Here is a 19,443-nt window from a genome sequence, read left to right on the forward strand (position 1 = left end):
TGCCGGGCGGTCGCCTCCCGCCGCGCTGCCAGCCTGTTCTCTTCTGGATGAAGGACGGGACGCGTCAGGAACGGACCAGTCGGGCGATGGCGTCGGAGGCCTCCTTGAGCTTGATCGCGGCCTCCTCGCCCCCTTCCTGGGCGGCATTCACGACGCAGTGCGCCATGTGCTCGTCGAGCAGTCCGAGGGCGACGGACTGGAGGGCCTTCGTCATGGCGGAGACCTGGGTGAGGATGTCGATGCAGTACTGCTCCTCCTCGACCATCCGCTGCAGCCCTCGTGCCTGGCCCTCGATGCGGCGCAGTCGCTTGAGGTAGTCGTCCTTGGTGCGGTTGGCGATGTAGCTGTGCTGGTGCGCCGCGCCGGTTCCGGTGTCTGCCATGGCCCTGTGTCCTTCGTCTGCTCGGGGTTCGACCTGATGAACAGGATACCCCCCTGCGGTATTCCGTGGTAGCGTCCCGCCTTGTCGTAAACCATACCCCCCTAGGGTATGAAGGCAAGCGAAGAGAATGGAGAGACTCAGATGTCCGTCACCACCGCGCCAGCGACCAACCGGCGCTGGCTCGGGCTCGCGGTGATCGCCGCGGCCCAGTTCATGGTCATCATGGACACCTCGATCATCGGTGTCGCGCTGCCCGAGATGCAGCGCGAGCTGGGCTTCACGCCCGAGAACCTGTCCTGGGTGTTCAACGCCTACGTCGTCGCGTTCGGCGGCCTGCTCCTGCTCGGGGGCAAGGTGTCCGACGTCTTCGGCGCACGCAACGTCTTCGTCGCGGGCTGGCTGGTGCTGGCCGCCGGATCGCTGCTCGCGGCCCTCGCCGGGAACGTCGAGGCCGAGCTCGCAGGCCGCGCGATCCAGGGAGCCGGCGCGGCACTGATCGCACCGGCTGCGCTGACGCTGCTGATGATGCTGTTCGGCAGCGAGCCGCGCGAGCTGACGAAGGCGCTCGCCCTGTACGGCGCCGCCGCGCCCGCCGGCGGAACGGCCGGCGTGTTCCTCGGCGGCGTGATCACCGAGTACCTCAGCTGGCCGTGGGTCTTCGCGATCAACGTCCCGATCGCCGTGCTGATCCTCGTGCTCGTGCCCGCCTCGATGCCGGGCGGCCGCGCCGGTGGCTCGCGCGGTGTCGACGTCGTCGGTGCCGTCCTGGTGACCGCGGGTCTCGCCGCCGTCGTCTATGCCGTGGTCCAGGCGCCCGAGGTCGGCTGGGGTGCCGCTCGCACCTGGTGGGTGCTCGCCGCGGGCGTCGTCCTGCTCGCCGTCTTCGTCGTCCAGCAGGCCCGCGGCCGCGACCCCCTGCTCCGGCTCGGCATCTTCCGCGCGCCCGACCTCGCGGCGGCCAACCTGGCCCAGCTCCTCCTCGGCGCCGCGTGGATCCCGATGTGGTTCTTCTTGAACCTCTACCTCCAGCAGGTGCTCGGCTTCACCGCGTTCCCGAGCGGCGCCGCGCTGCTGCCGATGACGCTGCTCATCATGGTCGGCATGATCGTGCTGGCGCCGAAGGTGCTGGCCCTCGTCGGCGTCCGCACCGCCACCGTCAGCGGCCTCGTCCTGCTCGCCGTCGGCATGGCCTGGCTGGCGATGATCGACCCCGACGGCAGCTACGCCGTCGACGTGCTCCCGGCCTCGCTCGTCGCGGCGCTCGGCATGTCGCTCGCGTTCATCCCGACGCTCGGCACCGCGATCTCCGCGGCGCCGCCGGAGGAGGGCGGCCTCGCCTCGGGCATCGTCAACACGAGCTACCAGATCGGCTCCGCGCTCGGTCTCGCCGTGATGACGGCGATCGCCGCGGCCGCCGGCGCCGACCGCCTCGGCGACCCGATCGCCCTGACCGAGGGCTACTCGACGGCCTTCATCGGCGCGGCCGTCGTGGCCGGTGTCGGAGCCGTGTCCGCACTCGCCCTGCGGGGGAGCCGGTCGTGACCGGACGGGACATGGTCAAGGTCGCCGCCGCCTGCGCCCTGCGCTGCGCGGCGGCGGCCCTGGCCGGGACCCTCGTGCGAGGATCGGCGCGTGGCAGCGCTCCGGGTCCGTCCGCGTCGTGCTGCTGACCTCGCCGGACTCGCCGAGCTCGACGGCCGCCCGGTCGGGAGGACCGGCCCGGCCAGCCCTCCCTAGCCCGCCAGTCCCACGAGGAACACCCCGACGCCCAGTGCCGCGCACAGTCCGAGCGTCCGTAGCGGACTCCAGCCGAGCCGGAACATGACGACGAGAGCGACGGCAGTGATCCCGAAGGCCACCGGGTCCGCGGACTCGAGCACGGGGACGTCGAGGTGCAGCCACCCGGCATCGAGCGTGCGGTTGTCGTCGAACAGGTTGTGCAGCGCGAAGAACACGGCCAGGTTGGCGATCACGCCCACGACCGCGGCGGTGATCCCCGTCAGCGCCGCCCCGAGGCCGCGGTTGTCGCGCAGCCGCTCGACGTACGGCGCCCCCAGGAGCACGAACAGGAAGCAGGGCACGAAGGTCACCCAGGTCACCAGCAGTGACGCCAGGACCGCTGCGACCCAGGGGTCGAGCGAGCCGGGGTGGCGGTAGGCGCCGACGAAGGCGACGAACTGGACCACCATGATCAGCGGGCCGGGGGTCGTCTCGGCGAGGGCCAGGCCGCGAATCATCTCGCCGGGCGCCAGCCAGTGGTAGACGCCCACCGCCTGCTGCGCGACGTAGGCCAGCACGGCGTACGCACCGCCGAAGGTCACCACCGCCGCCCCGGAGAAGAAGAGTCCCTGGTCGACGAACACCGGGGTGCCGGTGGTGCCGGCGAGCGCGGCGAAGCCGGCCACCGGGGTGAACCACGCGACGAGCCCGATCGCCAGGACCTTGCCGGAGCGGCGAACGGTCGGCAGCTCGTGGTGCAGCGCGTCGTCGCTGATCAGCGGCTCCGGTCCGTCGTCCGTGCCGTGGGACGGCGGCTCGCGGAGCGCGGGGACGCGCCGACTCAGCAGCCAGCCGAGCACCGCGGCGGCGAGGACGACGGCGGGGAACGGGACCGCGAAGAAGGTCAGCGCGACGAACGACGCGGCGGCGAGCGCGACGAGCGCGCCGTGGTGCAGAGCGCGCTTGCCCACGCGCTGCACCGCCTGGACCACGATCGCGATCACCGCCGGCGCCACGCCGGCGAAGAGCGCGGCGACGAGGTCGGTGTCGCCGTAGCCGACGTAGATGCCCGACAGCGCCAGCAGCGCGAGCATGCCGGGCAGCACGAAGAGCCCGCCGGCGATCAGCCCACCGCGGATCCCGTTGAGCAGCCAGCCGGTGTAGATCGCCAGCTGCTGGGCTTCGGGCCCCGGCAGCAGCATGCAGAAGTTGAGGGCGTGCAGGAACCTCCGCTGCCCGATCCACCGCTTCTCGTCGACCAGCTTGTGCTGCATGACGGCGATCTGGCCGGCCGGCCCGCCGAACGTCTGCAGTGAGATCTGGAACCACGCCCGGGTCGCGGCCCGGAGGGGGATCACGTCCCCGCCGGTGGGATGGGCGTCGCGGTCGGGCGAGGTCACCTCCGCAGTGAAGCACGGCCGGATGACCGCGGGGTGACGGTCGCGGAGGCGTGGACTCCGGCGGCCCCCTAGGATCCTGCCCATGGATGAGTCCCGATGTCCCTTCCGTTCACCTGTCGCGCCGCGGGCGGGTGAACGGCGATGATCGACACTCAGACGTTCGTGAACCTCGGCCTGGTCGTGGCCTTCGTGCTCGTCGGCGGCGTCTTCGCGGCCACCGAGCTGGCGCTGGTGTCGCTGCGCGAGACCCAGGTCAACCAGCTCGCGCTGCGCGGCGGCCGCGGCCAGCGGGTCGCCGCGATCGCACGCGACCCCAACCGCTTCCTCTCGGCGGTCCAGATCGGCGTCACGGTCGCCGGCTTCTTCTCCGCCGCGTACGGCGGCTCGACGCTGGCGCCCGACGTGGCGCCGTACCTCGTGGACCTCGGGCTCGGCCCGGACGCCGCGGACACGGTCGCCCTGGTGGCGATGACGCTGCTCATCGCCTATCTCTCGCTCGTGCTCGGCGAGCTGGTCCCCAAGCGGCTCGCGCTGCAGCGGGCGGCCGGCGTGGCGATGCTGACCGGGCCGGTGCTCGATCGGTTCGCGACCCTGATGCGCCCGGTGATCTGGCTGCTCTCGGTCTCCACGAACGCCCTCGTGCGCCTGCTCGGCGGTGACCCCGACGCGACGTCGGAGGAGGTCAGCAAGGAGGAGCTGCGCGAGATCGTCGCCAGCCACGAGGGTCTCGCCGCCGAGGAGCGGCAGATCCTCGGCGACGTCTTCGCGGCGACCCGCAGCAACCTCAAGGAGGTCATGCGGCCGCGTGGCGACGTCGCCTTCGTGCGGGGCAGCATGCCGCTGGCCGAGGCGGCCTCCTGGGTCGCCGACCAGCCCTACTCCCGCTTCCCGGTGATCGGTGAGGACTTCGACGACATCACCGGCTTCGTGCACGTGCGGGACCTCCTCGGCGAGCATCCCGTGGGTCGCACGGTCGACGACGTACGCCGCGAGGTCCTCCACCTGCCCGGCACCAACAAGGTGCTGCCCACGGTGGTGCTGCTCCGCAAGGAGGGCACGCACCTGGCGATCGTCGTCGACGAGTTCGGCGGCACCGACGGCATCGTGACCCTCGAGGACCTCGTCGAGGAGATCGTCGGCGAGATCCGCGACGAGTACGACCAGGAGCCCGACGGCCTCCTCGTCCGCCGCTCCGCCGGCACCGCCGGCCCGACGTTCGTCTCCGGCGGCCTGACCATCGAGGACGTCGCGGAGGAGACCGGCGTCGAGCTCCCCGACGGCGACTACGAGACCGTGGCCGGCTACCTGCTCGCCCGCCTCGGCCGGGTCGCCGAGGTCGACGACCGGATCGAGGTCGGCGACGCCGTGCTGCGGGTGGCGGCGGTCGAGGGCCGCCGGATCACCCAGGTCGAGATCGTCCCGCCGCCGATCGCGGCCGACGAGCCGGCGGACGGGTCCACCGGGTCCGCCGGTTCCACCGCGGCCGATGGGTCCGACGGGCCCGATCACGCTCGATAGCCTGGCGGCGTGTCCACCATCGATCCCGTCCCCGCGGGAGCGCGCATCCTGCACGTCGGTCCGCACAAGACCGGCACGACCGCGCTGCAGAGCATCCTGCACCAGGCGCGCGACGAGCTGGAGGCCCACGGGGTCGGCTACCTGTCCCGCGGCCGGCACGATGCGTCCGCCGCGCGGTGGGTGACGCGTCGCCTGGTGGTCGGGTCGGACGCGGCGGCGGCCGAGCGGCGCTGGGAGCGGATCGTGGGCGACCTCCGGGCGCCCGGGTCCCAGCGCCGGCTGTTCAGCAGCGAGTTCCTCTCCGACGCCACCGACGAGCAGCTGGACGAGATCGTCGATCGCGTCGGCCGCGACGACCTGTGGATCGTGATCACGCTGCGTCCCCTGGCGCGGATCCTGTCCTCGCAGTACCAGCAGGGGCTGCAGAGCGGCGGCCGGCGGGAGTACGACGAGTGGCTGCGCTCGATCTTCGATCCCGACCACCCGCGCCCGGCTCCGCGCAACTTCTGGGTGCGTCACCGCCACGACGCCCTGGCGGCGCGGTGGGCCGAGCGGGTCGGGCGGGACCGGGTCGTCGTGGTCGTCCTCGATCCGGCGGACCGGCAGTTCCTGCCGCGGGTCTTCGAGGGTCTGCTCGACCTGACGCCCGGCACCCTGACCGCCAAGGAGGCGCTCGAGAACCGGTCGCTCACCGCGGCGGAGGCGGAGGTCATCCGTCGGTTCAACGTGCAGTACCGCCGGGCCGGGTTGCGTCCCGAGTCGCACGCGCGCGTGCTGATCGACATCGGCGACCACCTCAAGAGCCGCGTCCCGGGCGGCGAGGAGGCGCGGATCGTGACTCCCGACTGGGCCGTCGCGCGGGCCAACGAGGTGGCCGCGGAGATGGCGGACACCATCCGCGACCTCGGGGTGCGGGTCCACGGCGACCTGGCGTCGCTGGCATCGGTCCCCCCGACGGGGATCGACGCCACGACGGCGCCGACGACGGTGGATCCCGACCTCGCCGCGCGGGTCGCGATCGGCGTGGCGGCCGGGCTCCAGCGAGGTGCCCGGGGCGCCGGCCCCACCCCGCCCGGCCCCACCCCGCCGGGCCCCACCCCGCCCGGCCCCGCGGGCGGCGGGCCCGCGCGGACGGTGGCCCGGCTGGCCCGCCGGGTCCGCCGGGTCCGCTGAGGGCGCGGCGCGTCAGGCCAGCCGGGACAGGCGGTGCGCCTCCTCCAGGAGCAGCCGGCCCAGTGCCGGCTGCCGGTCGGGCCGGAACCGCTGCTCCACCCCGGTGAGGGTGAGGGCCCACTCGGGGCGCCCCGCCGTGTCGAAGACCGCGGCGGCCATGCCCCAGGAGCCCTCGACGACGTGGCCGGGGTTGAGCGACCAGCCGGTACGCCGGGTCGCGGCCAGCCGCTGGCGCACCAGCGCCTCGGCGTGCTGCGGCCCCCAGGCGGCGACGGGATCCGAGCGGGCGAAGTAGGCGTCGACGTCGCGGGCGGGCAGGTGGGCCAGGATCGCCAGACCGCCCGAGACGACGGCGAGCGGGAACCGGGCGCTCTCGTAGAGGACGTAGGAGCGGATGGGGAAGTCGCCGTCCTCGCGGAGCAGGACGACGACCTCGTCGCCGCGCCGCACCGAGAAGAAGGCGCTCTCGCCGGTCTCCTTCGCCAGCCGGTGGACGCTCGCCCGGGCCTCGTTGGTGAGGTCGTAGCGGGCGGCGGCGGCCACCCCGAGGACGTAGGTCTCGGGGCCGAGGTACCAGCGACCGCTGGTCGGGTCCCGGTCGGTGAGGCCTTCGGCGGCCAGTGACTCGAGCAGCCGGTGGGTGGTCGCGCGCGGCTGTGCGGTGGACGTGGCGAGCTCGGTGGTCGTCGCGCCGGACTCGGCCGCGGAGAGCGCGCGGAGCAGGGCGGCGGCCTTCTCGAGGACTCCGGGAGCGCGGGACACCTGTCGATCCTACGTCCACTCAGTGGACGCGCGCGCCTCTCGTCATCCGCCGAGTGATCACCTGCTTGACCGCGCGGGGGAGGGAGACGGTGAACTGGGTGCATCCGGTGAGCAGACGAGCAGGAGTGCGCGATGAGGAAGCTGGCGGCGGACCCGCGGGCGGCGGTGGCCGAACGGGTCCGGGACGGGATGACGATCGCGGTCGGGGGGTTCGGCCTCTGCGGCATCCCGCGTGACCTGATCGAGGCGGTCCGCGACAGCGGTGTGCGGGACCTGACCATCGTGTCCAACAACATGGGCGTCGACGGCAAGGGCCTCGGGGTGCTCCTGGAGAACAGCCAGGTGCGCAAGGTCATCGCGTCGTACGTCGGCGAGAACAAGCTCTTCGCGCAGCAGTACCTCGAGGGCGCGCTCGAGGTGGAGTTCTGCCCGCAGGGCACGCTCGCCGAGCGGCTGCGGGCCGGCGGCTCCGGCATCGCCGGCTTCTACACCCGCACCGGCGTCGGCACCGAGGTCGCCGAGGGCAAGCCGCACGAGACCTTCGACGGCGAGACGTTCGTCCTCGAGCGCGGCATCGTCGCCGACCTCGCGCTGGTCCACGCGAACACCGCCGACGCGGAGGGCAACCTGCGCTATCGCGCGACCGCGCGCAACTTCAACCCGCTCGTCGCGATGAGCGGGCGGGTCTGCATCGCCGAGGCCGAGACCGTCATCGACGGCTTCCTCGACCCCGACGAGGTGATGACGCCCGGCATCTTCGTCGACGTCACCGTCCTCGCCAGCGACCGACCCAAGGACATCGAACAGCGCATCGTCCGCCCGCGCAGCGCCGCGGCCGCCGATGCCGGAGTGGGAGCCTGACATGCCCTGGACCCGTGAGGAGATGGCGGCCATCGCCGCCCGCGAGCTCAACGACGGCGACTACGTCAACCTCGGCATCGGCATCCCGACCCTCGTGGCCGACCACCTGCCGCCGGGCGTCAACGTCATGCTGCAGAGCGAGAACGGCCTGCTCGGCATCGGCCCGTTCCCCTACGAGGGCGAGGAGGACGCCGACCTGATCAATGCCGGCAAGCAGACGGTGACCACGGCACCGGGGGCGTCCTTCTTCGACTCCGCGACCAGCTTCGCCATGATCCGCGGCGGTCACGTCGACATCGCGATCCTGGGCGCCCTGCAGGTCGCCGCCAACGGCGACCTCGCCAACTGGATGGTCCCGGGCAAGATGGTCAAGGGCATGGGTGGCGCGATGGACCTGGTCGCCGGCACCCGTCGCGTCGTGGTCATCACCGACCACGTCGCCAAGGACGGCACCCCGAAGATCGTCGAGCAGTGCACGCTGCCGCTGACCGGTGCGGGCGTGGTCGACCGGATCATCACCGACCTCGCCGTGCTCGACGTGACCGACGAGGGCCTGGTCCTCGTCGACGTCGCACCCGGCACCGACGCCGACAAGGTCCGCGAGCTCACGGGCGCGCCGCTGCGGGATCCTGCCTGAGCACCTCCTTGATCTCGGTCTTCAGGACCTTCCCGACCTTGGAGCGGGGCAGGTCGTCCCAGACCTCGACCTGCTTGGGCGTCTTCACGCTGCCGAGCCGCTCCTTGACGAAGGCCCGCACGTCCTCCGGCGTGGCCGTCCGCCCCGGCCGCAGCTGGAGGACGGCGGTCAGCCGCTCGCCCCACTTCTCGTCCGGCAGGCCGATGACGGCGCAGTCGGCGACGGCGGGGTGCGCCATCAGCGCCTGCTCGACCTCGGTCGAGTACACGTTGAAGCCGCCGGTGATGACCATGTCCTTGGCCCGGTCGACGATGTGCAGGAAACCCTCGTCGGCCGGGTCGTCGCTCAGGTAGCCGATGTCGCCGGTGTGGTGCCAGCCGTACGCCGAGGCCTCCTGCGTCGCCTCCGGGTTCTCGAAGTAGCCCCGCATCACCAGCGAGCTGCGGACCACGATCTCCCCGCGCTCCCCGGGCGGGAGCAGCTCGCCCGACGAGGACATGATGGCGACCGTCACCAGCGGTGCGGGCCGCCCCGCCGACGACAGTCGCTCGCGGGCGATGCTCCCGTCGGGGCGGAAGTGGTCGCGGGGCGCCATCGTGGAGATCATCATCGGCGCCTCGGTCTGGCCGAACAGCTGCGCCATCACCGGCCCGATCCGGCTGAGCGCCTCCTCCAGCCTCCGCGACGACATCGGCGCGGCGCCGTACCAGAAGCACTGCAGGGACGAGAGGTCCGTCGCCTCCAGCGCCGGGTGGTCGAGCACCATGTAGATCAGCGTGGGAGGCAGGAAGGTGTGGGTCACCCGGTGCTCGGCGACCGCGGACAGGAAGCCGCCGACGTCCGGCGTCCGCATGATCACGACCGAGCCGCCCGACGCGAGGACCGGGAAGCAGAGGACGCCGGCCGCGTGGGTCAACGGCGCCAGCGCGAGGTACGTCGGCCGGGCGGGTCGCTCCGGCCACGGGTAGCTCATCAGCGTGATCGCCGTCATCGTCTCGAGGTTGGTGCCCGTCAGCATGACGCCCTTGGGGCGGCCGGTCGTGCCGCCGGTGCCGACGATCATCGCCAGGTCGTCCTGGGCCGCCCGGTCGATCGTGGTCGGGGACGCACCCGGCCGGGCCCCCGCGAGGAAGGTCTCCCAGTCCAGCGCCCAGTCGAGCTCGCCCGGCGCGGAGTCGAGGCACACCAGGGTCGTGACCGCCGGCAGGTCGCCGCGGATCTCGTCGACCAGCCCGGCGTAGGAGGCCTGGAAGATCAGCGTCGTGCAGCCGAAGAGGTCGAGCAGCTCCCGGTTCTCCGCCGCCTCGTTGCGCGGGTTGATCGGGCACCAGACCGCGCCGGCGCGGCTGATCCCGAACACGCAGGTGAACGCGACCGGGTCGTTGGCGGCGAGGATCGCCACCTTCTCCCCGGGGGCCACGCCCCGCCCCGCGAGGGCGGACGCGATCCGGTCGGCGAGGCCCTGCACCTCGGCGTAGGACCACGTCCGCCCGTCGCAGACCAGGCAGGGTGCGTCGCCCCCGAGCGACGCGCCCTTGTCCAGGTAGTCGACCAGCCGCACCGGCTCCCCCTCAGCCCTCGACGGTGAGGACCGGCTCGGCGACCAGCCCGAACGCGCGGAGCTGGCCCAGCAGCTCGCGGTGGCCGAACGCCTTGCAGCCCGAGGCGAACCCGACCCGCAGCGGCGGCTGCTGGAGCAGGGAGTACGCCGCGTACGCCTGCAGCAGCCCGGTCTGCTTGTAGTTCTGGTTGCCGTGGATCACGCAGTGCGCGCGGCCCAGCGGGCCCGAGGCGTGCACCGAGTCCAGCGACTTGTTGAGTCGGGGGTTCTCCCGCGGTGGCATCTGGTTCATCACCTGGGCCGCCGTCGCGGTCAGCGCCTCGTCGCGCTCGGACTCGCTCATGTCCTTGGTCGCCTCCAGCGCGCCCGCGACGATCTGGGGCACGCCGTTCATGAGCGCCGCGTTGAAGACGCCGCCCTGTGCCTTGCAGTTGGCGACCCGCGGGTCCTTGCGGTACCAGACGGGATGCGACGTCCCGCCCCATGGCAGGGAGAGGGCGAGCTCGTGCTGGCCCGGGACGACGAGCGGCACCAGGCCCTGCGTGGGGTCGAACTCGACGTACTGGTTCTGCTGGAGGAAGTGCGCGCGCGACGTGGCGGCGTTGACCAGGATCGTCTGGGTGGACGCGATCGTGGGCGAGCCGCCCCAGAACACGGCGATGTCGAGGGTGTCGAGGCCCGGCCTCTCCAGGCACAGCTCGGCGGCGATCTCCCCGGTCGTGTACATCTGCGCGATGCCGGGCGAGAGCAGCAGGCCGGCGGCGGCGAAGTCGGCGCCCCACCGCTCGTCGCAGGTGATCAGCCAGTCCTGCTCGCCGGTCGTGTCGAGGTAGTGGGTGCCGGCGGCGAGGCAGGCCTCGACCACCTCGGGGCCGTGCTTGCTGAACGGGCCGACGGTGTTGCAGACGACGGACGCGCCCCGGAACAGCTCGGTGAGGGCCGCGACGTCGTGGGCGACCTCGACGATCTCGTAGTCGGCGGTCTCGATGCCGGCCACGTTGGCCTCCATCGAGGCCTTGAGCTTGCCGGCGTCGCGACCGGCGGCGACGAACGGGACGCCGAACTCGCGCAGGTACTCGCAGATGAGCCGGCCGGTGTAGCCGGAGGCGCCGTAGACGACGACGGGCCTGGTGGTGGTGTCGCTCATGGTCCCTCTCCTCACATTCCCATGCCGCCGTCGACCGGGAGGCCGGCGCCGTTGACGAACCTCGACCGGTCGGAGGCGAGGAAGACCACCGCGTCCGCGATCTCCTCCTCGGTGGCGAGCCGGCCCGACGGGGTCAGCCCGACCACGCCGGCCACGGCCTCCTCCGGTGAGGGGAAGAGCCCGAGCGTGGTCATCTCGTTGGCCAGGCCCGCGCCCATCTCGTTGGGGACCAGGCCGGGGTAGATGCAGTTGACCCGGATCCCGAGACCGAGCTTGCCGCTCTCCATCGCGGCGATGCGGGTGATCCGGTCGACCGCCGACTTGGAGGCGGAGTAGGCCGACAGGGCCGGGAACGCGATGGTCGCGGCGACCGACGCGATGTTGATGACGACGCCGCCTCCGTCGGCATGGCCCGCGGCGCCGCCGGGGCCCATCGCCCGGAAGGCGTGCTTGATGCCGAGGGAGGTGCCCACGACGTTGACGTCGAGGATGCGGCGCACGACGTCGGGGTCGAGGTCGACGAAGAGGCCGGCGATCTCGATGCCCGCGTTGTTGACGACGATGTCGAGGCCGCCCGTCTCTGCGACGGCCTGGGCCACCGCGGCCTCCCACGAGGCGTCGTCGGTGACGTCGAGGTGGACGAAGGTGCCGCCGACGGCGTCGGCCACCTCCTTGCCCTTGGCGTCCTGCAGGTCGCCGACGACGACCGTGGCCCCGGCCGCGGCGAGGTGCTCGGCGAACTTCCTGCCCAGGCCCTGGGCGCCGCCGGTGACGAGCGCGGTGCGACCGGACAGCTCGGCCGGAGTGGTGTCGGAAGAGGTCATGGGATGCGGCTCCTTGGGGCGTCGGTGGGTGATGTGCGCCACACAACCCCGTTTCCTTGACGACTGTCAAGACTTCTTTGGACAAGCGTCAAGATTTCTCCTGTCGGCGGCACACAAAGCGCCGCCCAGCGGGTAGCCTCGGGCCCCATGACGACTGCCACGGCGCGTCGTACGCCCGCCGACAAGCACGACGCGCGCCGCCGCGCGCTGGCCGACTCCGCCCTGCGGACGCTCGGCGAGCTCGGCTACGCCCGCGCGAGCCTGCGCGAGATCGCGAACAACTCGGAGTTCTCCCACGGCGTCGTCCACTATTACTTCCACGACAAGCTCGACCTGATCGTCTACTGCGTCCGCCACTACAAGGCCACCTGCGTGCACCGCTACGACGGCGTGGTCGCGGAGGCGTCGACCCCCGAGGGCCTCGTCGCGGCCTTCGCCGACAAGCTCGTCGAGACGATCGTCGACGAGGCCCCGATGCACCGGCTCTGGTACGACCTGCGCTCCCAGAGCATGTTCGAGGAGAGCCTGCGCGAGGCGGTGCTGCAGATCGACCAGACGCTCGAGGACATGGTCTGGCGCGTGGTGGCGACCTACGCGGACCTCGCCGGCCGTCCGCCCGCGATGACGCCGCACGTCGCCTATGGCCTGCTCGACGGGCTTTTCCAGCAGGCACTGCTGGGCCACCTGTGCGCACGCGAGGGCGTGCTCGACGACCTGCGCGCGCAGGTGCACGCGCTGATGCCGGTGCTCCTCGGCGCCCCCGCGCTCAGCGGTCGCGACTGAGCGTCGCCTCCTCGTCGAGCGCGGTCAGCTTGGCCGGGTTGCGCATCACCAGGATCCGCCTGATCCGCCCGTCCTCGATCTCCAGGCTGACGGCGGTGAGCTCGCCCCGCGCGTCGATCCGGGCACCGGGCGCGCCGTTGAGCCACACCGCGTCGACCGTCCCACCCGGTGCGAAGGCGGCGAAGTTGGCGAGCAGGCGGGCGACCGGCTCGGGGCCGTGCAGCGGCTTGCGGATCGCCTGCGCGACGCCACCGTGGTCGGCCAGCAGGACGACGTCGGGCGCGAGCGCGTCGAGGAGGCCCTGGAGGTCGCCGGTGCGCACCGCGGCGAGGAAGCGCTCCACCACGGCCTGCTGCTCGGTCCGGTCCACGTCGACCCGGGGGCGCCGGGCAGCCACGTGGTTGCGGGCCCGCGCCGCGATCTGCCGGACGGCGGCGGGGGTCTTGTCCACCGCGGCGGCGATCTCGTCGTACGGCGTGTCGAAGACCTCGCGCAGCACGAACACCGCGCGCTCGGTCGGTCCCAGCGTCTCCAGGACGGTGAGCATCGCCATCGAGACGCTCTCGGCGAGCTCGACGTCCTCGGCGACATCGGGTGCGGTCAGCAGCGGCTCGGGCAGCCACTCGCCGACGTAGTCCTCCCGGCGCCGGGCCAGGCTGCGCAGCCGGTTGAGCGCCTGCCGGGTGACGATGCGGACGAGGTAGGCGCGCGGGTCGTGCACCTCGGCTGCGTCGACGCCTGCCCACCGCAGCCAGGTCTCCTGGACGACGTCCTCCGCGTCGGCCGCGGAGCCGAGCATCTCGTAGGCGACGGTGAAGAGCAGGTTGCGGTGGGCCACGAAGGGGTCGGTGCCGTCGGCAGGGGCCCGAGAGGTCATGACGCCGAGGGTACGGAGGCCGAGGGGCCGGGCTGCGCCAGCGGCTTCATCCCGCAGGCCGCGGCGAAGCCCTCGGACTCGATCCCGAGCGCCGTGTTGCTGCGGGTGGTCAGGTTCGCGAAGCCGATCACGCTCGTGAGCTCCAGCAGGCCCGCCGGACCGAGCGCGGCGAGCAGCGGCGCGACCATCTCGTCGGTGACCGTCGGCGGCGTCAGGCTGGCCGCCTCGGCGTACTCCAGCACTTGGCGCTCCAGCGGCGAGAAGACGTCGGAGTCCCGCCAGCGCGGGACCTCCCGGGCCTTGTCCTCGTCGAGGCCCTTGTCGCGGGCCATGAAGTAGTTGAAGTCCAGGCACCACGAGCAGCCGACGAGCGAGGCGACCGCCATGTGCGCGTAGGTCTTCAACGTCTCGTCACAGGCGTCCCACTTCTGCAGCTTCTGGCCGTAGGCCATGCTCGCCTTGAGGGCCGGCAGGTGGTGCCACATGACGCCGAGCGACGCGGGCACGCGGCCGAACATGCGCCCGGCGAACTTCTTGACCAGGGCGCCGTAGAGACCGGTGATCGGCGCTGCGGGGATCCGGGCGGTGGGGGTGGTGGTCATGTCGTCCTCCTCGTTGGGGGTGGGTTCGACATGGAGACACCGGCCGCGCGCCGGATGTGACATCGGGCCCGCGGCAATCAGGTCGCGTAGCCCAGGCCCAGCTCCGCCATCGCCTGCTCCATGCGGTCGAGCGCGACCGGCCCGACACCGTGCAGCGCGGCGAGGTCGGCGCGCCGCCAGCCGCTCGCGGCCTCGAGGGTGTGCACGTCGACCAACCGGAGCGCGCGGGTCGCGGGAGCGCCGATGGTGCGGGGCAAGGGGGTGCCCTCGCGCCGTGGAGCGCGCTCGCGCGGGCCGTCCTCGTGGTCGAGCACGGCCTCGCCGCGTGGGGAGAGGCGGTAGCCGATGGCCAGCGACTCGGTCAGCCCGCGCTCCTTGAGCTTGCGCACGTCCTTCTTGAAGTCCGGCGTCTCGCGGCCGAGCTCCGCGGCCAGGTCGGGCGCGCGGACCTCCGGGTTGCGGTCGATGATGCGTAGCGTGGCGCGGGTCCACGGCCCGATCGGGGAGGCCGCGTCCAGGCGGTCCAGGCCGGCGAGGATGCCGGGGATCTCGGCGGCGTCCGGCACCGCGGCGCGCAGCGCCTCGCGCGGATCGGGACCGCCGTAGCGCAGGCCGACGCGGAAGACCGGGCGCTCCGCCCGCGCGGCCAGGGCCTCCTTGAGGGCACCGAGCGACGCGGCGCCCGCGCGCCGGGCGTCGTCGGCGCGCAGCGCGGAGAGCGCGACCTGGTCGACGCTGACGATCTCGACCACGCCGATCGCCGTCCGCAGCCGGCTGCCGACCTTCACCCGCGGGCGGTCCCACCGGCGGAAGGCCAGGTCGACCGTTCCGTCGCGGACACCCTCGAGCTCGGCGGGTCGCATCATCACGGCCCCGAGCATAGTGGCCGTCGTACCGGACTCCTCGGTCGCGAATTCGCCGGTCCCACGACCGATCCGTCCGGTACGACGATGATCATCTAGGCGTGGGACAGCGACAGCTTGACCGCGAAGCCGAGGAAGACGGCACCGACCGCGGAGGTCGCGCCCGCGGAGAGCGCCCGGCGGCGCCGGAACGCCGCCGCCAGGCGGGTGCCGAAGAAGATGAGCGCGCTGAGATAGGCCACGCTGGCGATCTGCGCGAAGGTGCCGAGCACCAGGAAGGGCACCACCGGGTGGGCGTAGGCCGGGTCGACGAACTGCACGAAGAAGGCGACGAAGAACAAGATCGCCTTCGGGTTGAGCAGGCTGACCATCAGGGCCCGGCGGTAGGGGCGCTCGCCGCGGCCCGCGGCCGCCGGCGTCGCCGCGTCGGCGGCGTCGGCCGCCACCTCGGCGACCGTGCGCCGCGAGCGCCCCATCATGAACGCCGCCCGCAGCATGGTGAAGGCCAGCCAGCCCAGGTAGGTCGCTCCCGCGAACTTCACGATCCCGAAGGCGACCTCGTTGGTCTTGAGCAGCGAGGCGACGCCGGCGGCCGACAGCGTCATGAGCACCGCGTCGCCCGTCCACACCCCCGCCGCCGCGGCGTAGCCGTCGCGGACCCCGCGTCGCGCCGCGACCGAGAGGACGTACAGCGAGTTGGGGCCGGGCAGCAGGATGATCAGCACGAGGCCGACGAGGTACGTCGACAGGTCGGTGATGCCCAGCACGGGACGGATTCTCCCACGGGGACCCACCCCCGCTCGTCGGGTTTTCCGAGCCCCGGGGCCGGAGACCGGCTGTAACTACCTGTCCTTGTCACTACCTGATCCGTATACCGGTCAGGTAGTGACAAGGACAGGTAGTTACAGCTGTCGCAGGCATGCCCGACACCCCGCCTCCGATGACTCCGCGCACCCGCGCGGGTCAGCACCGGCATGGGCATCGTGACCGCGGACATCAGCATCACCCTCGACGGCTTCGGAGCCGCCGCCGACCAGTCGCTGGAGCACCCGTTCGGCTCGCTCGACGAGAGTCGGCTGCATCGCTGGATGTTCGAGCACGGCGACGACAACGCCGCCGAGGTCGCGGCGATCGTGGACGCGGGCGCCTTCGTCATGGGCCGCAACATGTTCGACCCCGGCCGCGGCGACTGGGACCTCGACTGGCGCTGCTGGTGGGGCGAGGATCCGCCGTACCACGCGCCCGTCTTCGTGCTCACCCACCACGCGCGCGACCCGCTGCCCATGGCGGGCGGCACCACCTTCCACTTCGTGACCGACGGCCTCGACGCGGCCCTCGAGCGGGCCCGGGCCGCCGCGGGCGGGCGCAACGTCGCGATCGCCGGCGGCGCCTCCACGATCAACGCCTGTCTCGCCGCGGGCGTCCTCGACGAGCTGCGGCTCCACGTGGCGCCGTACGTCGCCGGGCTGGCCGCCGGGTCCCGGATGTTCGACGGCGTCGGTCCGCTCGGGCTGGAGCCGGTCGCGACCCGGCACACGCCGCACGTCACGCACCTGACGTACCGGCGCTGACGTACGGTCCGCGGTACCGGCTCTGATCGGCGCGGCCGGGGGTCAGTCGACGGCGATCACCGCGAGCGGGAGGTCGCCGACCCGCTGCTCGGGCGGGAGCGCGTCGAATGCGACGCCCTCGAGCAGGTCGCCGCACAGGTGGCGACCGCTGTTGCTGGAGAGGATCCGGCCGAAGCCGTTGACCACCGCGATCCGCGGCCCCGCGGCGCGCAGGGCCGGGAGCAGCGCCTGCTCGGCGTTCTTGACCGCGATGTCGGCGCCGCCGACCCCGTAGAACCGGCCGCCGACCACGACGGGCACCGTGAAGGTGAGGGTGTACTCCTCGGTGCACAGGTAGTCGACGTAGGGCCCGGTGACGTGGCGGTGCCCGGCGTCGCGCGGGACGACGAACCACGGCAGGTGCTCGTAGTCGTAGAACCCGATCGCCTGCGGCTCGGAGTGGGTGACCAGGCGCTGCGGGCGACCGTCGGCGTCGCGGGCGAACCACTCCAGCCACCACTCGGCGTCCTGGAGCACCCGGGGCGCGGCGACGAAGCCGGCGCCCTGGACGGGCTGGCGGTCGTCGCCGAGCACGGGGAGGACCAGCGGCTCGACGGGCGCGAGGTCCGCGCGCCGGGGCGCGGGGCGTCCCGCGAGCGCGCGGGTCACGGCCTCGGCGATCCGGTCGGCGAGGCCGAAGGCGTGCTCGGCGAGCTCGAGGACGGCGGCGTGGATCGGCGCGATGTCGGCGGGGGACAGGCGGAGCTGGTGCTTCGAGGAGTTCATCGGTGGACCTCGCTGAGCTGGTAGTCGATGAGACGGGCGGTGGAGTCGGCCACCCGCTGCTCGGCCGCCTCGCGGGCGGCGTGGGGATCGCGCTCGGCGATCGCGGCGACGACGGCCCGGCAGCTGCGGACCATCTGGGCGTGGCTGTCGTCGTCGCCGAAGGCGAGCCACAGCAGGGTCCCGAACTCGGCCTGGAGGCTGACCTCCTCGTGGTAGAGCCGGGGGGACTGGGCGGCCGCGGCCACCTCGATGTGGAACTGCGCGTCGGCACGCCGGCGGGCGTCGGGCTTCTCCGCGTGCTCGAGGGCGTCGGCGACCCGTTGCAGCCGGTCGACGTCGTCGGGACTGGACCGCCGTGCGGCCAGGGCGGCGCTGGCACCGCAGATGGCGGCGTACACGTCGCCGAGGTCGCGCAGCTCGCCGAGGCTGAACCCGTCGAGCCGGCGCCGGGCGAGGTGGCTCACGCCGTTCTCGGGCGTGCGCACGAAGCTGCCGCCGCCGCGGCCGCGGCGGGTCTCGATCAGTCCTTCGGAGCGCAGCACGGACAGTGCCTCGCGCACGGTGACGGTGGAGACCCCGAAGATGCCCGCCAGGTCGAGCTCGCCGGGGAGCTGTTCGGCGTCGGGGAGCAGGCCGAGCGCGATCGCGTCCGTGAGCCGGCGCACGACCAGCTCCGAACGACTCAGCGACTCCAGCGGCGAGAACACCGCCGCGGATGCGCGTCCGTAGAACGGCACGGCCACCGTCTCTCCTCCTCCACTCCCCGGCGGACCACGGCGGCCGCCTCGTCGGAGCAATCTTGCCGGACCTCTTGTGCTTTGAACTGTGAAGTCATATGTTAACGCCAATCTGAACGTGACGAAAGGCACATCGATGTCCCTCTCGACCAGTGCTCCCGCCGAGGAGACCGCCGTCGACCGCACGCCGGCGATCGCCCTGCGCGGCCTGCGCAAGACCTTCGGCGACGTGGTCGCGGTCGACGCCGTCGATCTCGACATCGCCGACGGCGAGTTCTTCTCGATGCTCGGGCCGTCCGGCTCGGGCAAGACGACCGTGCTGCGGCTGATCGCCGGCTTCGAGCAGGCCAGCGCGGGCACGGTCCGGCTCGGTGGTGTCGACGTCACCCGCTCCGCGCCCTTCGAGCGCGACGTCCACACCGTCTTCCAGGACTACGCGCTCTTCCCCCACATGAGCGTGCTCGACAACGTGGCCTACGGCCTGCGCGTGCGCGGCCTCGGCAAGCGGGAGCGCCGCGACCGGGCCCAGCAGGCGCTCGAGACCGTCCGGCTCGGCCACCTCGGTGCCCGGCGCCCGGCCCAGCTCTCCGGCGGGCAGCGCCAGCGCGTCGCCCTGGCGCGCGCGATCGTGCTGCAGCCGCGGGTGCTGCTGCTCGACGAGCCGCTCGGCGCCCTCGACCTCAAGCTGCGCGAGCAGATGCAGGTCGAGCTCAAGCAGCTCCAGCGCGAGCTCGGCATCACCTTCGTCTTCGTCACCCACGACCAGGAGGAGGCGCTCACCCTCAGCGACCGGATCGCGGTCTTCGACGCCGGGCGGATCCAGCAGCTCGGCACGCCGCGCGAGATCTACGAGAACCCCGCCTCGGCGTACGTCGCCGGGTTCGTCGGCACCACGAACCTCTTCGACAGCGCCACCTCCCAGCGGATCCTCGGGGTCGCCGGCGAGCACGCCGTGCGGCCCGAGCGACTGCGCCTGTCGCCCGCCGGCGACCGCGAGGGCGCCCGGCCCGACGAGATCCGGCTCGACGCGGTCGTCGTCGAGACGATCTACCTCGGCACCGGCAACCGGGTCCACCTGCGCACCACCGACGGCGTCGAGCTGGTTGCGCTCGAGCAGTCCACCGGCTCCCTCGACGCCGACGAGCACCGCGGCGAGGACGTCACGGTGCGCTTCGCCCGCGCCGACGTCGTACCGCTCTCGGCCGGCTCCTGACCCCGATCCCCCACCCATGCTCCCTCCCATCTGCAACCCCGAAGAGAA

Annotated in this window: 21 protein-coding genes; 9 read left to right on the plus strand and 12 right to left on the minus strand. The window is 72.6% G+C overall.

Translation table 11 applies throughout. The annotated features are described in order from the left end of the window. Positions 1 to 64: 64 nt before the first annotated feature. Complete coding sequence (locus ACPZVR_RS19845; RefSeq protein WP_436701406.1) at positions 65 to 382, minus strand: metal-sensitive transcriptional regulator; 318 nt, start codon at positions 380 to 382, stop codon at positions 65 to 67. Between the two features lie 141 nt (positions 383 to 523). On the opposite strand from ACPZVR_RS19845, the gene ACPZVR_RS19850 reads away from it, so the two are divergent. Together ACPZVR_RS19850 and ACPZVR_RS19855 are read left to right on the plus strand one after the other, a co-directional pair. Then, positions 524 to 1,924 (plus strand): MFS transporter, encoded by a 1,401-nt coding sequence (locus tag ACPZVR_RS19850; protein ID WP_436701407.1) that lies wholly within the window; start codon positions 524 to 526, stop codon positions 1,922 to 1,924. Further along, positions 1,921 to 2,052 (plus strand): hypothetical protein, encoded by a 132-nt coding sequence (locus ACPZVR_RS19855; RefSeq protein ID WP_436701408.1) that lies wholly within the window; start codon positions 1,921 to 1,923, stop codon positions 2,050 to 2,052. Before ACPZVR_RS19850 ends, ACPZVR_RS19855 begins: the two co-directional genes overlap by 4 nt. 63 nt (positions 2,053 to 2,115) lie before the next feature. On the opposite strand, the gene chrA is transcribed toward ACPZVR_RS19855, so the two are convergent. Further along, positions 2,116 to 3,501, minus strand: coding sequence for a chromate efflux transporter (gene chrA, locus ACPZVR_RS19860; protein WP_436701409.1), 1,386 nt, complete (start codon positions 3,499 to 3,501; stop codon positions 2,116 to 2,118). A gap of 141 nt (positions 3,502 to 3,642) precedes the next feature. On the opposite strand from chrA, the gene ACPZVR_RS19865 reads away from it, so the two are divergent. Both ACPZVR_RS19865 and ACPZVR_RS19870 read left to right on the plus strand, forming a co-directional pair. Continuing rightward, entirely contained in the window at positions 3,643 to 5,019 is a 1,377-nt protein-coding gene (locus ACPZVR_RS19865; protein WP_436701410.1) for a hemolysin family protein, read from the plus strand. A gap of 9 nt (positions 5,020 to 5,028) precedes the next feature. Next, positions 5,029 to 6,192 carry a hypothetical protein gene (locus ACPZVR_RS19870; RefSeq protein WP_436701411.1) on the plus strand — a complete coding sequence of 388 codons (1,164 nt, stop codon included), beginning with the start codon at positions 5,029 to 5,031 and terminating at the stop codon, positions 6,190 to 6,192. A gap of 12 nt (positions 6,193 to 6,204) precedes the next feature. On the opposite strand, the gene ACPZVR_RS19875 is transcribed toward ACPZVR_RS19870, so the two are convergent. Continuing rightward, positions 6,205 to 6,954: an IclR family transcriptional regulator gene (locus ACPZVR_RS19875; RefSeq protein ID WP_436701412.1), complete on the minus strand. Its 750-nt coding sequence runs from the start codon at positions 6,952 to 6,954 to the stop codon at positions 6,205 to 6,207. A 132-nt stretch (positions 6,955 to 7,086) separates the two neighbouring features. On the opposite strand from ACPZVR_RS19875, the gene ACPZVR_RS19880 reads away from it, so the two are divergent. Both ACPZVR_RS19880 and ACPZVR_RS19885 read left to right on the plus strand, forming a co-directional pair. Next, on the plus strand, positions 7,087 to 7,815 hold the full coding sequence (locus ACPZVR_RS19880) for a CoA transferase subunit A (protein WP_436701413.1): 729 nt from the start codon (positions 7,087 to 7,089) through the stop codon (positions 7,813 to 7,815). A gap of 1 nt (position 7,816) precedes the next feature. Further along, on the plus strand, positions 7,817 to 8,452 hold the full coding sequence (locus tag ACPZVR_RS19885; RefSeq protein ID WP_436701414.1) for a CoA transferase subunit B: 636 nt from the start codon (positions 7,817 to 7,819) through the stop codon (positions 8,450 to 8,452). On the opposite strand, the gene ACPZVR_RS19890 is transcribed toward ACPZVR_RS19885, so the two are convergent. The 3 genes from ACPZVR_RS19890 to ACPZVR_RS19900 are packed head-to-tail and all read right to left on the minus strand — an operon-like array spanning position 8,421 to position 11,984. Further along, positions 8,421 to 10,013, minus strand: coding sequence for an acyl-CoA synthetase (locus ACPZVR_RS19890; protein ID WP_436701415.1), 1,593 nt, complete (start codon positions 10,011 to 10,013; stop codon positions 8,421 to 8,423). The genes ACPZVR_RS19885 and ACPZVR_RS19890 overlap by 32 nt on opposite strands. Positions 10,014 to 10,023: 10 nt before the next feature. After that, a complete protein-coding gene (locus ACPZVR_RS19895; RefSeq protein ID WP_436701416.1) occupies positions 10,024 to 11,160 on the minus strand; it encodes a DUF5938 domain-containing protein in 1,137 nt (378 codons plus the stop codon). Positions 11,161 to 11,171: 11 nt separating this feature from the next. After that, the gene (locus tag ACPZVR_RS19900; protein ID WP_436701417.1) at positions 11,172 to 11,984 is read right to left on the minus strand and encodes an SDR family NAD(P)-dependent oxidoreductase; all 813 of its coding nucleotides are present in this window, start codon (positions 11,982 to 11,984) and stop codon (positions 11,172 to 11,174) included. Between the two features lie 147 nt (positions 11,985 to 12,131). Between ACPZVR_RS19900 and ACPZVR_RS19905 the strand changes: the two genes are divergently transcribed. Continuing rightward, positions 12,132 to 12,767, plus strand: coding sequence for a TetR/AcrR family transcriptional regulator (locus ACPZVR_RS19905; RefSeq protein WP_436701418.1), 636 nt, complete (start codon positions 12,132 to 12,134; stop codon positions 12,765 to 12,767). Here ACPZVR_RS19905 and ACPZVR_RS19910 read toward each other — a convergent pair. The 4 genes from ACPZVR_RS19910 to leuE all read right to left on the minus strand — a co-directional run bounded on the left by ACPZVR_RS19910 (position 12,751) and on the right by leuE (position 15,876). Then, on the minus strand, positions 12,751 to 13,644 hold the full coding sequence (locus tag ACPZVR_RS19910) for an RNA polymerase sigma-70 factor (protein ID WP_436701419.1): 894 nt from the start codon (positions 13,642 to 13,644) through the stop codon (positions 12,751 to 12,753). The two genes, ACPZVR_RS19905 and ACPZVR_RS19910, sit on opposite strands and share 17 nt — an antisense overlap. Beyond that, positions 13,641 to 14,246, minus strand: coding sequence for a carboxymuconolactone decarboxylase family protein (locus ACPZVR_RS19915; RefSeq protein WP_436701420.1), 606 nt, complete (start codon positions 14,244 to 14,246; stop codon positions 13,641 to 13,643). The genes ACPZVR_RS19910 and ACPZVR_RS19915 overlap by 4 nt, the downstream gene beginning before the upstream one ends. A 77-nt stretch (positions 14,247 to 14,323) precedes the next feature. Continuing rightward, on the minus strand, positions 14,324 to 15,115 hold the full coding sequence (locus ACPZVR_RS19920; RefSeq protein WP_436701421.1) for a helix-hairpin-helix domain-containing protein: 792 nt from the start codon (positions 15,113 to 15,115) through the stop codon (positions 14,324 to 14,326). Positions 15,116 to 15,204: 89 nt separating this feature from the next. Then, a complete protein-coding gene (gene leuE / locus ACPZVR_RS19925; RefSeq protein WP_436701422.1) occupies positions 15,205 to 15,876 on the minus strand; it encodes a leucine efflux protein LeuE in 672 nt (223 codons plus the stop codon). Between the two features lie 207 nt (positions 15,877 to 16,083). Between leuE and ACPZVR_RS19930 the strand changes: the two genes are divergently transcribed. Continuing rightward, positions 16,084 to 16,680 carry a dihydrofolate reductase family protein gene (locus ACPZVR_RS19930; protein ID WP_436701423.1) on the plus strand — a complete coding sequence of 199 codons (597 nt, stop codon included), beginning with the start codon at positions 16,084 to 16,086 and terminating at the stop codon, positions 16,678 to 16,680. A gap of 42 nt (positions 16,681 to 16,722) precedes the next feature. Here ACPZVR_RS19930 and ACPZVR_RS19935 read toward each other — a convergent pair whose 3' ends face one another. Together ACPZVR_RS19935 and ACPZVR_RS19940 are read right to left on the minus strand one after the other, a co-directional pair. Then, a complete protein-coding gene (locus ACPZVR_RS19935; protein ID WP_436701424.1) occupies positions 16,723 to 17,445 on the minus strand; it encodes a cache domain-containing protein in 723 nt (240 codons plus the stop codon). Next, the gene (locus ACPZVR_RS19940; RefSeq protein WP_436701425.1) at positions 17,442 to 18,188 is read right to left on the minus strand and encodes a FadR/GntR family transcriptional regulator; all 747 of its coding nucleotides are present in this window, start codon (positions 18,186 to 18,188) and stop codon (positions 17,442 to 17,444) included. Before ACPZVR_RS19940 ends, ACPZVR_RS19935 begins: the two co-directional genes overlap by 4 nt. A gap of 130 nt (positions 18,189 to 18,318) precedes the next feature. Between ACPZVR_RS19940 and ACPZVR_RS19945 the strand changes: the two genes are divergently transcribed. After that, on the plus strand, positions 18,319 to 19,395 hold the full coding sequence (locus ACPZVR_RS19945) for an ABC transporter ATP-binding protein (RefSeq protein ID WP_436701426.1): 1,077 nt from the start codon (positions 18,319 to 18,321) through the stop codon (positions 19,393 to 19,395). Positions 19,396 to 19,443 lie beyond the last annotated feature (48 nt).

This window comes from Nocardioides segetis, assembly GCF_051390595.1.
In the GTDB taxonomy this organism is placed as follows: Bacteria; Actinomycetota; Actinomycetes; order Propionibacteriales; family Nocardioidaceae; genus Nocardioides.

Coding starts and splice junctions, on each gene's coding strand:
- ACPZVR_RS19845 (WP_436701406.1), bottom strand. CDS start 382: ATGGCAGACACCGGAACCGGCGCGGCGCACCAGCACAGCTACATCGCC.
- ACPZVR_RS19850 (WP_436701407.1), top strand. CDS start 524: ATGTCCGTCACCACCGCGCCAGCGACCAACCGGCGCTGGCTCGGGCTC.
- ACPZVR_RS19865 (WP_436701410.1), top strand. CDS start 3,643: ATGATCGACACTCAGACGTTCGTGAACCTCGGCCTGGTCGTGGCCTTC.
- ACPZVR_RS19880 (WP_436701413.1), top strand. CDS start 7,087: ATGAGGAAGCTGGCGGCGGACCCGCGGGCGGCGGTGGCCGAACGGGTC.
- ACPZVR_RS19885 (WP_436701414.1), top strand. CDS start 7,817: ATGCCCTGGACCCGTGAGGAGATGGCGGCCATCGCCGCCCGCGAGCTC.
- ACPZVR_RS19895 (WP_436701416.1), bottom strand. CDS start 11,160: ATGAGCGACACCACCACCAGGCCCGTCGTCGTCTACGGCGCCTCCGGC.
- ACPZVR_RS19900 (WP_436701417.1), bottom strand. CDS start 11,984: ATGACCTCTTCCGACACCACTCCGGCCGAGCTGTCCGGTCGCACCGCG.
- ACPZVR_RS19905 (WP_436701418.1), top strand. CDS start 12,132: ATGACGACTGCCACGGCGCGTCGTACGCCCGCCGACAAGCACGACGCG.
- ACPZVR_RS19910 (WP_436701419.1), bottom strand. CDS start 13,644: ATGACCTCTCGGGCCCCTGCCGACGGCACCGACCCCTTCGTGGCCCAC.
- ACPZVR_RS19915 (WP_436701420.1), bottom strand. CDS start 14,246: ATGACCACCACCCCCACCGCCCGGATCCCCGCAGCGCCGATCACCGGT.
- ACPZVR_RS19930 (WP_436701423.1), top strand. CDS start 16,084: ATGGGCATCGTGACCGCGGACATCAGCATCACCCTCGACGGCTTCGGA.
- ACPZVR_RS19935 (WP_436701424.1), bottom strand. CDS start 17,445: ATGAACTCCTCGAAGCACCAGCTCCGCCTGTCCCCCGCCGACATCGCG.
- ACPZVR_RS19945 (WP_436701426.1), top strand. CDS start 18,319: ATGTCCCTCTCGACCAGTGCTCCCGCCGAGGAGACCGCCGTCGACCGC.